The following is a 13916-nucleotide window of genomic DNA, read 5'->3' on the forward strand; positions in this document are numbered from 1 at the left end:
AAGTTTCTATTTGAGACTCTCTTTGAGTTGTTCCAAATCTGCTTTTGTCGCAATGCCTAGCTCATCGATAACTTCTTTGAGCGCATTTTTGAACTGCTCTTTGATGCGCTGCTCTTCGTCTCTTCCTTTGGATTCGATGGAGTCTAAAAAGCTCTTTGCGTCATCTGTTTTTATCTTGCCCTCATCTTGAAGTTTTTTTACTTCAGCTTCTACTTTTTCTTTCAAAACAACTGCGGCACCGATACCTGTGTAGAGTAAATCTTTGAACATCACTTTTTCCTTATATGTTTTGTTTGAAGTTGTAGAGGAGTTCTACGACTTCGCTTGGGTTGGCAGCAAACTCATGAGGCTGCATCTTTTTATCTAAAAACTCGCTAAAACCTTCTAGCGACTTTTTGTCTTCTAGGGTGAGGTACTTAAATCCCATCGACCACTCGCCAAAAGTGCGCTCCTCTATCTCGCTTTGGTCTATCTCAAAACAGTTGCGATGTCGCTCGTCTTTGATGATTTTGTTGTAAAGCGCGATAACATCGCTCTGCTCCCCCTCTAAGACTTGAAAAAAGTTTCCATTGGCATAGAGCAACATTCCTGTGAGATTTTTCTCTTTGTTCTTCTCGCGGCTCTGTTTTAAGAGCTCAAGAAGCTCCTCTTGGTGCATCTCTTTGGTTGCACTACTTACATAAACTAAACGTATCATTGTTTTACCTCCTTTTTTTAAGATGGGATTTTGCACCCTAAAAGTATCTCTTTTGCTGTTTCAAACTCATACGCATTTATCGCTTCTAAAAGCGCTTGCGCCTCTTTGGCAAAGCCCAAATCTTCTAGAAGCGGTGCGATTTTCTCGATGCCACCTAGTGCCTCAGCGTCGTACTCATCTAAAAGCGTTACGACGTTTTTGATGTCATGTTTGAGCTCTTCTCTTTGGGCACCTACAAGCGTGTGGTGTTCTTGTTTTTCCTCTATGGTATCTGCAAAAAAATCAGTTATGTTTTTGATGACGCTGCTAAGCTCCTCTTTTGCCAGCGGGATGAGAAGCTTTGCGCTTTGTTCGTCTGCACTTTTGAGCTTCTCTTCTATCTCTTTGGTGAGGTTAAAGAGGGTCATTGCGCCGATATTTCCTGCCAATCCTTTGAGTGTGTGCGTCTCTCTGCGGGCATCTTCACGCTGCTCTTGTGCGAGGAGTTTGTCTATCTCCTCTATCCAGATGCCTTGTGTTTGGGCAAAACGCTTGAGCATCTTTTGTAAAAAAGCAACATCTCCGCCTGCACGCTCAAGAGCATTTTTAAGGTCTAAACCATTTATCTTAAAGTCGAGTTCATTTTCGACTTTTGCGCTACTCTCATACGTATCTTGTTGTGATGGTTTATGCTGTGGAGTGATCCATTTTGCCATCGTCTCAAAGAGAACTCTTACATCGATAGGTTTGGAGACATGGTCGTTCATACCACTCTCAAGGGAGAGTTTTCTGTCTGACTCCATCGCATTGGCGCTGAGTGCAAGGATGGGAACATCGGGGTAGCTAGAGCTTTGACGTATGAGTTTTGTCGCTTCGTAACCATCCATGATAGGCATTTGGCAATCCATCAAGATACCGTCATAGTTGATGTTTTTTGCCATCTCGTATGCCTCTTTGCCGTTGCTTGCAACATCGACTAAGATACCGATTTTCTCTAGTACCTCCATGGCAAACTCTTGGTTGAGCGCGTTATCCTCTACAAGAAGCACATACGCCCCCTTGAGAAGTGTTTGGGCGTCAGTGTGTGAGACGTTTTTGTACTCCTCTTGTTTTGGTGGCACTACGATTTGCGAGGTGTTAATGATGGTGTCAAAGAGAGAAGATGGGGTGACTGGTTTTGTGATGAAGCCTTCGATTTGGAGCCCTTTTGCTTTTTGCATCATCTCATCTTTGTCGTACGCCGTAACCATGATGAAAGTTGGGAGCGGGGTTAGGAGTGCATCCTCTTTTATCATTTTGATGGTATCGACGCCATCGAGTTTTGGCATCATCCAGTCGATAAGTACGAGCTCATACGGGCTTGCTTCTCTTTGTGCCACTTGGAGCATCTCTATCGCCTCTTCGCCTCCGCTTGCTGTTGCAACTTCAAACTTAAGAGAGCGAAGCATACTCTCCAAAATCTCACGTGCTGCATCGTTGTCATCTACTATCAACACTTTTGGAAGATGGTTGTTTTTGATGTGAAGAAACTCTTTTTGCTTCTCTTGGAGTTTGAGTCTTATCTTAAAGCCAAAGGTACTTCCTTTGCCATAAACACTCTTTACCCAGATATTTCCATCCATCTGCTCTACAAGATACTTCGAGATAGTAAGCCCCAGTCCTGTGCCGCCATACTGTCTTGTGGTAGAGGAGTCTGCTTGAGAGAAGGCTTGGAAGAGTTTTTGTTGCTGCTCTTGGCTAAGCCCGATACCCGTGTCGCTAACATCAAACTCTAAGACGCACTCCGTTGCATTTTTGGCGATAAGCTTAATCTGTATCTTAATCTCCCCTTTTTCAGTAAACTTAACAGCGTTGGAGACGAGGTTTGTCAAAATCTGCTCGATTCTAAGCGGGTCGCCAAGAAGAAGTGTCGGCAGTGCGGCGTCCATGTCAAAGAGAAGTTCAAGCCCTTTGTTTTGAATCTTTAAGATGTTGAGGCTAGAGACATTTTCAAGGACATCTTCAAGGTTAAAGGGTATCTCTTCAAAGTTCATCTTTCCTGATTCGATTTTAGAAAAATCCAAAATATCGTTGATGATGCCTAGAAGATTTTTAGCTGCCGTGTCTATCTTGTTGAGGTAGTTTTTCTGTTTAGCATCAATCGCATTGGAGAGGGCGAGGTGGGTCATACCGATGATGGCATTCATGGGTGTGCGTATCTCGTGGCTCATGTTTGCCAAAAAGGCACTCTTTGTTTTGGTTGCCTCTTCAGCTGCTCTTTTTGCTGCTTCAATCTGTAAAAAGCGCTCTTTTTCTAGTGAGATATCCTCGATGGTTGCGACGATACCCTCATCGACATTCTTTGGATTGATAAGCTTCATATGGGATTTGACCCAAAAAACTTCACCATTTTTTCTCTTAAACTCTACCTCCCATGTCGCTATATCTCCATTTGCAACAAGCGAGTACATAGAGCCTACATACGCATAGTCCTCATCACTGAGATACCAGTTTCTAGTTGCGTTGCCTAAAATCTCTGAGCGTGTGTAGCCAAGCATCGCACAAACGACATCGTTTGCTTTGATGACTTTTCTCTCTTTGAACAGGAGAATGCCGATGGTTGCCGCTTGAAAAATAGCTTCGTTTTGCGCGCTTAGAAGCGAGAGCTCATGTGTCCTTTTCTCTACGATGTTTTCGAGATTTCGCATCAGTTTTTGGAGCTCCACTTCAGCTGTTACATCATTACGGATAGAGATATAACCTACTTTGTTCCCTTTGTAGTCATACTCAGGTTCTATAGTGCTATCAACCCAGTAGTAGCCGCCATCGCGTTTTTTGTTGATAACTCTTCCTCTCCAGACTTTGCCAGATGCGATGGTTTTCCACATATCTTCATAGACTTTTGGGTCGTTGTCTGGGTGTTTGGAGATACGGTGGTTTTTGCCCATCAAGTACTCTTTGGTATTGCCGCTGATACGGCAAAATGCGTTACTCGCATCGGTGATGTTTCCATCCAAATCTGTTCGTGAACTGATAACGTGTTCATCAAAAAATCTCAAAATTTTCGAGAGTTCAAAAGTCTTTTTTTCAACCTCTTTTTTGAGTTGTTTGTTCCAGTAGAAAAACAGAAGCGGCAGAACAATCGCTAAAAAAAGAAGTGAAAAAAGAAGCAGATAGTTAGTAGGGGTTTTTTCTATCCTCAAATCAACCCACTCTTTGAGCATCTGCGAGTGTTCTAAGGGTGTCATAGAGGCGAGAACTTTGTTTATGATGCCAACAAAGGGTGCAAACTCCTCTTTAAGCTCAAAACCAAGCTCCATATAGTAGTGGGTTTCACCCACGATTTGAAGGTGGTGGTACCCATGTGTCGCTATCTCATACGAAGCGATGGTGATGGAGGCGAGTGCCGCATCGATTTTACCAGAGGAGAGAGCTTCAAAAAGCTCATGAAGATCTTTGTGGTAAACAAAGTTGAGATGTTTGTATCTTTTTATCAGCGGGTCAACAAAAGTGTAGCCTCGTACAACACCTATTTTCTCACCTACAAGCTCTCCTAAATCTGGAATATAGCTTGTTTTATTTTTTGTTTTTACGATGACAACAAGGCTTCTGTAAAACGGCTCACTCATGAGGTATCTGCTTTTTTCTCTGCCATCGTTGATGTAGTTGGTTATCATATCTACTTCGCCGCGATGGAGTTTCATAGTGGTGTCTTGCCATGAAGAAGCCATGGTTTTTTGAAACTTTACACCAGTTTTTTGTTCGATAAAAGCAAGATAGTTTGCTGCGATACCTGTGTAGTTGCCACTCGTATCATAGCCTTCATAGGGGAGATAGTCTGGGTCGCCTGCAAAACGGATGGTTGGATGTTTGGCAAGCCACTCCTTCTCCTCTTGCGTGAAAAAGAGCTCTTTTGGCTCTTGCGCGGCAGAGCAAGAGAGTGCAAAAAAGATGAGAAAAAGAAGCAAAAAAGAGATCTTTTTCATGGACTACTCCCTTGCAAAGAGACTGAGATGCTCTTTTTTCTTTTGGAGTTCATCTTCAGCATCGGCATATCTGAGTGCGACTTCTAAAAAGGTGTCTTGTATCTCTAAAAAGGCATCAAATATATCTGGATCAAAGTGCGTACCTCTGCCCTCTCGCATGATGGCAACGCCTTTTTCATGGCTTACGGGCTCTTTATAGACTCTTTTGCTAATGAGCGCATCATAAACATCTGCAACTGCCATGATTCTGGCACTAAAAGGAATCTGCTCCCCCTTTAGCCCCTTAGGATAACCGCTGCCATCGAACTTTTCTTGATGATAGAGTGCTATCTCTTTGGCGATTTTGAGAAACTTCACCTCAAAGCCCAAATCCTCTTCGGCACGCGCGATAGCCTCTGCGCCGAGTGTTGTATGTGTTTTCATAATCTCAAACTCTTCAGGAGTAAAACGCCCCGGTTTGAGGAGGATGCTATCGGGAATGCCTACTTTGCCGATGTCGTGGAGTGGTGCAGACATAAAGAGTGTTTTTATCATGGCATCATCAAGAAAGGGTGCAAATTTTGGATTTTTTTGGAGGTGTTGTGCTAGAAGTTTGACATAGTGCTGGGTACGTTTGATGTGGTTGCCCGTGTCGGAGTCGCGCGTCTCTGCCAAAGAAGCAAGTGCTGAGATGGTGACCTCTTGGATAGCGCTAATCTCCTCGGTTCTCTTTTGTACCTCTGCATCAAGAAAGCTGTTTTGGTTTTTCAAAAAATCCGCCGCCGCTTTGTTTTCAAGCTGTGTTTTGATGCGCGCCATCATGATGGCAGGAGAGATGGGTTTGGTGACATAGTCGGACGCACCTAACTCTAACCCGTGCTTTTCATCCTCTGCATCGCTGAGTGCTGTGAGAAAAATAATAGGGATATCTCTTGTCGCCTCATCTTCTTTGATACGGCGTAGTGTTTCGTAGCCATCCATGTGAGGCATCAAGATGTCAAGGAGGATAAGGTCTGGGCGTTGGTCACTTGAGATGACTTTGAGCGCTTTTTCGCCGCTGTTTGCCACTTTTACTTTGTACTTCTGCTTTAAGAGATTGGAGAGAAGCATAAGATTGTCAGGCGCGTCATCAACTACTAAAATCGTTTTTTGGTTCATTTTTTACCTCTTGTTTTACATAGCAACATTTTAAGCAAATCTTATAACAAAAGTGTCGCAGAAGTGTCGCACTTGAGAAGATTTTTTATATTTTTTTTGGAAGTGTGATTTCAAAACATGCTCCTTGCTCTTTGTTTGTGGCAACAATCGTACCTTTGAGACGTTTTGTGGCTAGGATGCGGCACATATACAGACCGATTCCAGACCCTTTTTTCTCCTCTTTGGTGGTGAAGTATTTGTCAAAAATCTTCTCTAAAAGCTCCTCTTTGATACCCCCTGCATTGTCGCAAAGAAGGAGTTTGACCTGTTCTTGTTCTTCTACAAAACGGATGGTTATCTCTTTTTTGCCCTCCTGCTTTGCAAGTGCATCGATGCTGTTGCTTAAGATATTTATCACTATTTGGATAAGGTCGTTTTTAAAGAGCGGCATCTCAAAGTCTGCAACATCCACATCAAGCGCAATATCAAAAAGATGCAACTTAGAGCCGATAAGCTCGATAGTTTGCTCTATGATTGTTTTGATGTTTTGTGGATGCGCTTGGCTCTCTTCGTGTAAAAAATCTCTAAAATCATCCATTGTTTGGGAGAGGTGCTCTACGGAAGACTCTATCCCCTCAAGTGCGCTATCAAGCTCTTTGAGGTTGAGATTGTCCAGCATCATATCTATGCGGATGTTCGCACTTGACATAGAGATCATAGAGATGGGCTGTTTCCACTGATGGACGATGTTTTCAAGCATTTCGCCCAAAATCGCCATTTTGGACTGTTGGAGTAAAAGCGTCTCTTTCTCATCGATAATCTCTTTGAGTGAATCTTGAAACTGTTTGAGTTTGACATGCGTACCCACGCGCGCTTTGAGTACGGGAGGGGAGACGGGCTTGATGACATAGTCCACCGCGCCGAGTTCAAGACCTTTGAGCATATCATCCTCTTGTTGGAGTGCTGTGAGGAAGATAACGGGTATCTCTTTGAGTGTATCCTCGGCTTTGAGAAGTGTGCAGAGTTCATACCCATCCATCTGCGGCATCAAGATATCAAGCAAGATAAGGTCTGGCTTTTTGCCGCTTTGTAGGTAAGAGAGTGCTTTATGTCCGCTGTTTGCTACTTTGACGCTGTACTCATTTTTGAGTATTTGTGCGATGATATCAAGGTTTTGAGCAGAGTCATCTACAAGAAGAATCGTTGGTTTCATAGGAGTTCCTTTTAGGTTGCGGGGAGGTCTATGTAGAAACAGACACCACCGTTTTTGTTCTCAAACCAGATTTTGCCTCTGAGATGTTTTTGAACAATAATCTTAGAGACATAAAGCCCCAGTCCCGTTCCTATAAGCGTCTCTTTGCTTGAGATGTAGGGGTCAAAGAGGCGCGTATGCATCTCTGCTGGAATCCCTCCTGCATTGTCGCAGATGGAGAGTAAAACAGAGCTCTCTTTGTCCTGTGCCATAAGGGTTATCTCTTTTTTTGAGCGCTCTTGCTTGTTAAAAGCCTCATCGGAATTGGTGAGAATGTTGAGTACGACTTGAAGAAGCTCTTTGGCATGAAGCGTGAGGTGCTTTTGGGAGTGGTCGATGATGTGTACCTCTATGCCATTTTTTTGCAAATCTGTCGCGAGGATACCGTGCGCTTCTTGCATGATTTGAACTACTTTTATCTTCTGTTTCTCTTTTTGGGGTTTAAAAAAATTGCTAAAGTCGTTGATGGTGTTGGAGAGATACTCAGACTGCTCTAAAATCTCTTGAAGGTGGGTTTGCGTGCTCTCTTTGTCAAAATCCCCCAACTCCAAATCAACAAGCATGTTGTTGACACCCATAGATATGACGCCAAGAGGCTGTCTCCAGTGGTGCGCAATCATGGCAATCATCTCACCGATGGCGGCATGGCGTGACTGGGCTATCATAACCTCTTGCGCATCTTTGTACTTCTCTTTTGCAAGCTCTATCTCAGAGATGTCGTTAAGCAAGATGACATAACCAAAAAGCTCTTTTTGCAAATCTTTGAGCGTTTTGATTTTGATGTTAAAGAGAAGCTCTTTGTGCTCCTGCGCGATGAGGTGCGTGAACTCATAGGGTGCATCATCTGTGGTATTTTGGATTTCATGCTCTATCCATGCGAGTTCAAATGGGAGGAGTTTGTTTGCATTTTTTCCAAAACTCATGCCATCAAAAAAGAGGTTTGCCGCACTCTGGTTATAGTCAACAAGCATGAGCTCTTTGGAGATGATGAGTGCCGCACATGTAAAGTGCTCAAATGCGACGAGGTAGGCGCTGCACTCATTGTAAATCTTCTCTTTGTGTTCTGCTCTCATGCTATGCTCCTCTGAGCTTTTTAAACTCTCGGATAAGCTCTAGTTGCCTTCTGGAGATATATTCAACGATTTTTTGCTCCTCCTCTTTTGTGGGCGAAAGTAAAAAAACGACATCATATGCATCCTCTCTCTCCTCAAACCTGAGCGGTTTTGCACTCCCTTTTATCTCAAAACTCTGCTCAGAAGCGGTAAGGCTGGTAGTAAGCGCAAACTCTGCAGCGCTTTTGGTGGGAGGCAAAGCGGGCATAGAGAGTTTTATGGAGTTGATGGAGATATCTAACACCTCACCGCTAAACTCTCTTTGATGCAAAGTAAGCGTTGCGTGCGTGCCACTGGCTGGGGAGAGTCTAGGAAACTTTCTTTGTGAGGGAGAACGCTCTATCTGCTCAAAGGTGTCAAGGACTAAAAGGTGCTCCTCTTCAAGAGAGTTGATGACTTTGCAGTTCAAATCTTTACTAAAAAGCGGGCTTCTTAGAACAACGTTTCTTTGCAATGAGGCTGCTTTTACTTGTGTGGCTTCGGTTTTGACAACAATGCTTTTGTCGTATATCTCATGGATGGTAGCGGGGTTGACGATGTTAAGACCCTTGTAAAAACTCAGAAGTTTGATCTCCTCGTTGTTCTCTTTGATGACTTTGAGAATCTGCATGATGCTCTTGAGGTCATGCTGTGGGTACTTAGGCTCACTGCTCTCTTGGATATCAAAACTAGCAAGTGAGAGCCCCGTAATGTCGCTCAGTGAGACGATAATCTCATCATGCGTGTCTGGAACTGCATTTGCACTGACTAAAAAGTGGTGTTTTTGGTCTGATACAGACAAAAGAGCGTTAAAAAACTTCGTCATCTCAGCAGTGATTTTGTCAAACCACGCACCCTTGGCATCGTCACACAAATACCCCTCTTTTTGCTCCATCAAAGAGCCTAACGAAGCGTACTTTTGAGTAAACTCTGCGATATCTTTTACCTTGAAAAACTCCAAAAAGAGGTGGTTGGCGATTTTGAGCTCCCCTTTTTTGAAGAAGAGTAAAAGAGAGTTTTGGGAGTGAAAAATCTTTTGCACATACTCTTCAAAACCCTCTTGTTTGTCCTCTACTTGGATGGAGGTAACACACTCGATGAGCGCATCGGTAAGCACTTGGATAGTGATGGGCTTTTTGAGATACTTAAAAACCCCAATCTCGATGGCTTGCATCAACTTCTCTTTGTCATCATAAGCGCTTGTGATGATAATCTTTACATCAGGGTTTATCGCTTTGATTTTGCGTGCCATCTCAAGCCCATTTAAGATAGGCATGGAGATGTCGGTGACGACGATATCGGGTTTGTGTTTTTCAAACATCTCTACTCCCTCACCGCCATCTTGCGCAGTGAGGGTATTTTCGAAAAACTTTCTAAAGAGTGTAGAAGCCTGCTCGCGCATCTTGTCGCTATCTTCTACATATAAAAGGGTGAGATTTTTTGCTAACTCTTTTAAAATATGTAACTTTTCCATCTTCAATGAACCTCTAAAATCTTTTTTGTGACGCTATGTCTAAACGCAAACATTTTAGCAAGTTCAAGCTGAATAATAAAATCAAACAGCGAACCAAAAATACCAAAAGGGAGTTCGTACTCGACTCTGTCTGTGAGTTCGCATACCCCATCTTCTAGTTGCGTGAAAATATGGGAATGCCTCCACACTTTAAAAGGGGATTTGAGCGCTACGTCAAAGAGTAGATTTGGTTTTTGGATGGTTCGTATCTCGACCTCCCATGTGGTTGTTATGAAGTTTTTTACCGTTTTGAGCCTCAAGATGTCCCCCTCTTTTGGGGTAAACATCGCACCTTGCATGGTTACTTTTGTATCTTTTGGCGTGATGGCTTTGAGGTTGTTGAAATCCAAATGAAAATCAAAAAGCTCCTCAAGACCACAAAATATCAGAGAAGTTTTTTCATATGTTTTCATCTTGTCTCATTTTCAGTGATTTGGTGTTTGCCAAATTGTAGCGTACTCTTGTTCACTTAGTTTCACGAGTTCAAGCGCTTCGAGCATCTCATAAAGCGCGCGCCACTTACTTGCATCGGCTTTGATATCTGTTTTGAGATGGACAAGTGTCTGCACGATGATGTTGTCCAAAAGTGTCGTTCTTGTCACACCTGAGTAGTCGTAAAAGATGTTTTGTGCCTCACGCGGATGGGTTTTGAGGTAAGACGCCATCTCTGAAGTCACCTCGATAAATGTGCAAAGCGCCTCTCCTTTTGCATCTATGGTTTTTTGCGTTGTCATAAACTCAAGCGCAGAGAAGTTAGGGTAGGGAGAGGCAAACTGGTCGATAAAGAGATGTTCAAACCCCTCCATACGCGCCTCAACCCCCTCAAAGTTCTCAAAACAGAGCCACGCGCCATCAAAAGAGGGGTCGTTTTTCATATTTTGAAGATGCCAAAAGTCAGTCTCGACAAACTCTACATTTTCTCTCTCGATAACAAAACCATTTTTTTGTGCGTAGCGCTTTAGGATCTCAAAACCAACTTTGTTAGTCACAGGATTTGCCGCGGGAGTTGTCAGCTTTATCTTTTGGTTGCTTCTAAGTTTCTCTACTCTATCTGCACGAATCATCACCCCTCCGCGTGTCTCAAAGAACCAACCCAAAGATTTAAGCCCATCAAAATAGTGCTCAAAAAGATGGATAGGCTCATTACAGTGAATGTCGATGTTGCCCGCGATGAGATCCTCAAACCCGTCATAATGCTCCCGTGGCTCGATAATCTCGACATCAAGCCCTTTTTCTTTGTACTTCCCAAGCACCACTCCCGCAACCATAGGCAAATGGTCAGGATTTAAAAACCACTCTAAAGAAATTTTGATAGTCACGTTTTGCTCCTTGTTGTTTTGTAAGCGTAGTTTAGTTTTTTTGAGCGTTCGTTTGTAGTGCAAATTTGTTCGTTGGTAGATTTGGCAGGAAAATCAAAGAGCTATCATCAAACGGAAATGGGACTTTAGTCCCGTTGTCTTTTTGGTTTTTAATATTGACAGATTTCTATTTTTGTACTACAATCTAAAAAATCAGACAAAGAGTTAAATATGACAACAAGATTTGGTGTGAGAGAGATTACAAGAAATTTTAATATTTTAGAAAACTATGATTATGTAGAGATTGAAGACAAAAAAACACATACGCTCAAAGGGCTGTTTGTATCTGCCGAACTCCTAGAAGATGTCAAAACTTTTCTCGACAAAAAGATAAAAGCCAAAAAGAGGCAAGAGCTAGATGAGATGATGCAGTTTGTCGGTATGGTAAATGGGGATTTTGGCGAACAAAAAGCACAAGATATAAAATCTGAAAAAATAGTATGAATAAGAGAATATTTCTAGATATAAACATCGTCATAGACATCATCGACGAAGCAAGAGCATCACACCAAAAAGCAAAACTTATGCTTATCAAAATAATCGAACAAGATTATGAAGTCTATATCAGCGAGGATGTAATCACTACGATTTACTATGTTTTAAAGGGAAATGTAAAAGTTTTGTATTTTTTCAAAAACATTATGAGCAGATGGAATGTCGTACCTTTTGGAAAAGATGTAATCGAAGATTCCATAGATTTTTCCATAAAATATAACAGTGATTTGGAAGATACTTTGCAGTGCATGTGTGCTAAAAAAAATGGCTGCAAGACATTTATAACAAGCGATAAAAAGTTTATTGACTGTGGAATTGAAGTTTTGGATTATGAGCAGTTTTTGAGGTAAAACTTAAAAGCACATAACGGAAATGGGACTTTAGTCCCGTAATGAGTTACCAACGCGATACATACGGGACTAAAGTCCCATTTCCATTTATGGTTATTCGTTCATAAACTCAGTCATGTAAGTGCGGTAAAGTAGCGGCACGGTGCGCTTTTGGAGTTTTTTGTTCTCTCTGCTTTTGATGGCGACACTCTCAAAAAAAGTCTTCCAAAGTTTGCTAAATTTTTGCTCTGCATCGGAGAGTTTTGGTGCTTCAAACTTCGCTACTTTTTGCACCCCTTTGAACTCTTGTGTATGCACAAACGCCAAAGATCTTTGGATATCATGGATGATGTAGTTTTGGTTGTTGAGACGTTTGGAGAAGTGGATGCCTAAAAAGTAGAGTACGCTGTATTTGGTCTCTAACTTGGCATAGAGCGTGCCCTCTTCAAGCTCCTCAAATCGCAAAAATCCGCTCATTTTATGACTGATGTGAAAAAGCTCTTTTTGCAGGGCGTGAAGCCTAAAAACGTAGGGAAGCGTGATGTTCTCTAGCTCCCTTTGACTCTTAAAGCCCGTGATGATGTAGCAGAGCAAATCCATCTCAAAATCGACCCCATCGCACATAAAAATATGCAAAATCCGCTCAAAATGCTCTTTGGCAAACCTCTTTTGCAGTGCTTCAAAAACGGCTAAGCTCTTGGTTTCATCGTAGCGCACTTCATGGAGTGCATCAAAGAGCAGCGTGTCGGGGGCTTTTTTCAAAATGGCATCGGGGTTGAGTTTTTCGTAGTACATCTTATGCACAAGTGTCAAAAATGTCTCAAACGATCCATCATAAAGAAGCGTCATCAAAGTTCTCCAAAGAGTGCGCTGCCATCAAAAAGGGTAGGTTGCTCTTTTTTTTCTTTAGGAGGGGCGAGAAGTGCGTGTCTGATATGCTCGGCGTAGTGCGGCAGCTCCTTTTGCATCCGTCCATCGCAGAGGATAAAGTAGCGCGCTCTTTTGGTAGAGATGCGAAGAGCCGCCAAATCTTCAAGTTTGAGTTTTTTAAAGCGTCTTGCTTTGAGAATCTTTTTTGCGCCGCGTATCCCGATGCCGGGGATGCGTAGAAGCTCTTCGTAGCTCGCTTTGTTGATCTCGATGGGAAAGAGGTGGAGATTGTTCAGTGCCCAAAAAGTCTTTGGGTCAAGCTCTTCATCAAGATTTGGCGTCCTTTCACTCACTATCTCATCATATCCAAAGCCATAAAAGCGCAGCAGCCAGTCGGCTTGGTAGAGTCTATGTTCACGCAAAAGCGGGGGTTTGGTGATGATGGAGGGGAGTTTTTTGTCATCATTGATGGGAATGTAGGCGCTGTAGTAAACCCGCTTCAAGAGCGCTTTGTCATAGAGTGCGCTACTGAGTCTTAAAATCTCCAAATCACTCTCAGGCGTTGCCCCGATGATGAGTTGCGTGCTCATGCTGATGGGCTTGTTGGTGCGCTCAAGTGAGAAGTTACGGGCAAGTTTGAGCGGTGCGAGTACTTTTTCTTTGGTTTTGTTGGGCGCTAAAAGGCGCAGCGATGCGTCGCTTGGCAGTTCGATATTGGAGCTGACACGCGAAGCTAGACGCACCACCTCTTCTATAAGTAAAGCATCACTTCCAGGGATAAGCTTGACATGGATATAGCCGTTGAACTTGTACTCATGGCGCAAAATCCGCAGTGTGCGTAGTATCAACTCCATCGTGTGGTCTTCACTCTCAATGATGCCCGAACTCAAAAAAAGCCCTTCGATGTAGTTGCGCTTGTAGAAGTTGATGGTGATGTCGGCAAGCTCTCTAGGACTAAATGCCGCACGCGCTATATCGTTGCTCACACGGTTGATACAGTAGCTGCAATCATAGATGCAAAAGTTGGTAAGAAGCACTTTGAGCAGCGAAACACACCGTCCATCGGCTGTAAAAGTGTGGCAAATCCCGCTGTTGTTTGTGGCTCCGAGCTCTCCTGTTTTGTAGTTGTTCTCACTTCCACTAGAGCTGCAACTCACATCGTACTTTGCGCTGTCGCTTAAAATTTGCATTTTGGTAAAGATATCTTTTTTCATGCGACTATTGTACTTCCTAATGGTTTAGAATGGTAAA

At 42.9% G+C, this 13916-nt stretch carries 13 protein-coding genes; 2 read left to right on the forward strand and 11 right to left on the reverse strand.

The genetic code is table 11. The annotated features are described in order from the left end of the window. Positions 1-6: 6 nt before the first annotated feature. The 9 genes from AC6H4V_RS02100 to AC6H4V_RS02140 all read right to left on the reverse strand — a co-directional run bounded on the left by AC6H4V_RS02100 (position 7) and on the right by AC6H4V_RS02140 (position 10932). The gene (locus AC6H4V_RS02100) at positions 7-270 is read right to left on the reverse strand and encodes a hypothetical protein (protein ID WP_428729234.1); all 264 of its coding nucleotides are present in this window, start codon (positions 268-270) and stop codon (positions 7-9) included. Positions 271-280: 10 nt separating this feature from the next. After that, positions 281-697, reverse strand: a complete 417-nt coding sequence (locus AC6H4V_RS02105; protein ID WP_428729235.1) for a BLUF domain-containing protein — start codon at positions 695-697, stop codon at positions 281-283. Between the two features lie 17 nt (positions 698-714). Next, positions 715-4641, reverse strand: a complete 3927-nt coding sequence (locus tag AC6H4V_RS02110) for a response regulator (RefSeq protein WP_497607281.1) — start codon at positions 4639-4641, stop codon at positions 715-717. Between the two features lie 3 nt (positions 4642-4644). Further along, complete coding sequence (locus tag AC6H4V_RS02115; protein WP_497607282.1) at positions 4645-5778, reverse strand: HD domain-containing phosphohydrolase; 1134 nt, start codon at positions 5776-5778, stop codon at positions 4645-4647. 85 nt (positions 5779-5863) lie between these two features. Beyond that, entirely contained in the window at positions 5864-6970 is a 1107-nt protein-coding gene (locus AC6H4V_RS02120; RefSeq protein ID WP_497607283.1) for a response regulator, read from the reverse strand. An 11-nt stretch (positions 6971-6981) separates the two neighbouring features. Next, the gene (locus tag AC6H4V_RS02125; RefSeq protein ID WP_497607284.1) at positions 6982-8082 is read right to left on the reverse strand and encodes a sensor histidine kinase; all 1101 of its coding nucleotides are present in this window, start codon (positions 8080-8082) and stop codon (positions 6982-6984) included. A gap of 1 nt (position 8083) precedes the next feature. Beyond that, the gene (locus AC6H4V_RS02130) at positions 8084-9574 is read right to left on the reverse strand and encodes a response regulator transcription factor (RefSeq protein ID WP_497607285.1); all 1491 of its coding nucleotides are present in this window, start codon (positions 9572-9574) and stop codon (positions 8084-8086) included. A gap of 2 nt (positions 9575-9576) precedes the next feature. After that, positions 9577-10026, reverse strand: coding sequence for an SRPBCC family protein (locus AC6H4V_RS02135; protein ID WP_497607286.1), 450 nt, complete (start codon positions 10024-10026; stop codon positions 9577-9579). A 12-nt stretch (positions 10027-10038) separates the two neighbouring features. Then, entirely contained in the window at positions 10039-10932 is an 894-nt protein-coding gene (locus tag AC6H4V_RS02140) for an ABC transporter substrate-binding protein (RefSeq protein ID WP_497607287.1), read from the reverse strand. A gap of 210 nt (positions 10933-11142) precedes the next feature. Here AC6H4V_RS02140 and AC6H4V_RS02145 point away from each other — a divergent pair, with 210 nt between their 5' ends. Then, positions 11143-11415, forward strand: a complete 273-nt coding sequence (locus AC6H4V_RS02145) for a hypothetical protein (protein ID WP_428729243.1) — start codon at positions 11143-11145, stop codon at positions 11413-11415. After that, on the forward strand, positions 11412-11816 hold the full coding sequence (locus AC6H4V_RS02150) for a type II toxin-antitoxin system VapC family toxin (protein ID WP_428729244.1): 405 nt from the start codon (positions 11412-11414) through the stop codon (positions 11814-11816). The genes AC6H4V_RS02145 and AC6H4V_RS02150 overlap by 4 nt, the downstream gene beginning before the upstream one ends. A 93-nt stretch (positions 11817-11909) precedes the next feature. Here AC6H4V_RS02150 and AC6H4V_RS02155 read toward each other — a convergent pair whose 3' ends face one another. Continuing rightward, a complete protein-coding gene (locus AC6H4V_RS02155; protein WP_497607288.1) occupies positions 11910-12644 on the reverse strand; it encodes a TIGR03915 family putative DNA repair protein in 735 nt (244 codons plus the stop codon). Next, positions 12644-13879 carry a putative DNA modification/repair radical SAM protein gene (locus AC6H4V_RS02160; protein ID WP_497607289.1) on the reverse strand — a complete coding sequence of 412 codons (1236 nt, stop codon included), beginning with the start codon at positions 13877-13879 and terminating at the stop codon, positions 12644-12646. Before AC6H4V_RS02160 ends, AC6H4V_RS02155 begins: the two co-directional genes overlap by 1 nt. Between the last annotated feature and the right edge of the window lie 37 nt (positions 13880-13916).

It is taken from the genome of Sulfurimonas lacustris (assembly GCF_059705355.1).

Excerpts from the sequence above, each read along its gene's own strand:
- AC6H4V_RS02120 (WP_497607283.1), bottom strand. The coding sequence starts at position 6,970 with ATGAAACCAACGATTCTTCTTGTAGATGACTCTGCTCAAAACCTTGAT.
- AC6H4V_RS02150 (WP_428729244.1), top strand. The coding sequence starts at position 11,412 with ATGAATAAGAGAATATTTCTAGATATAAACATCGTCATAGACATCATC.
- AC6H4V_RS02155 (WP_497607288.1), bottom strand. The coding sequence starts at position 12,644 with ATGACGCTTCTTTATGATGGATCGTTTGAGACATTTTTGACACTTGTG.
- AC6H4V_RS02135 (WP_497607286.1), bottom strand. The coding sequence starts at position 10,026 with ATGAAAACATATGAAAAAACTTCTCTGATATTTTGTGGTCTTGAGGAG.
- AC6H4V_RS02130 (WP_497607285.1), bottom strand. The coding sequence starts at position 9,574 with ATGGAAAAGTTACATATTTTAAAAGAGTTAGCAAAAAATCTCACCCTT.
- AC6H4V_RS02105 (WP_428729235.1), bottom strand. The coding sequence starts at position 697 with ATGATACGTTTAGTTTATGTAAGTAGTGCAACCAAAGAGATGCACCAA.
- AC6H4V_RS02100 (WP_428729234.1), bottom strand. The coding sequence starts at position 270 with ATGTTCAAAGATTTACTCTACACAGGTATCGGTGCCGCAGTTGTTTTG.
- AC6H4V_RS02160 (WP_497607289.1), bottom strand. The coding sequence starts at position 13,879 with ATGAAAAAAGATATCTTTACCAAAATGCAAATTTTAAGCGACAGCGCA.
- AC6H4V_RS02110 (WP_497607281.1), bottom strand. The coding sequence starts at position 4,641 with ATGAAAAAGATCTCTTTTTTGCTTCTTTTTCTCATCTTTTTTGCACTC.
- AC6H4V_RS02125 (WP_497607284.1), bottom strand. The coding sequence starts at position 8,082 with ATGAGAGCAGAACACAAAGAGAAGATTTACAATGAGTGCAGCGCCTAC.
- AC6H4V_RS02145 (WP_428729243.1), top strand. The coding sequence starts at position 11,143 with ATGACAACAAGATTTGGTGTGAGAGAGATTACAAGAAATTTTAATATT.
- AC6H4V_RS02115 (WP_497607282.1), bottom strand. The coding sequence starts at position 5,778 with ATGAACCAAAAAACGATTTTAGTAGTTGATGACGCGCCTGACAATCTT.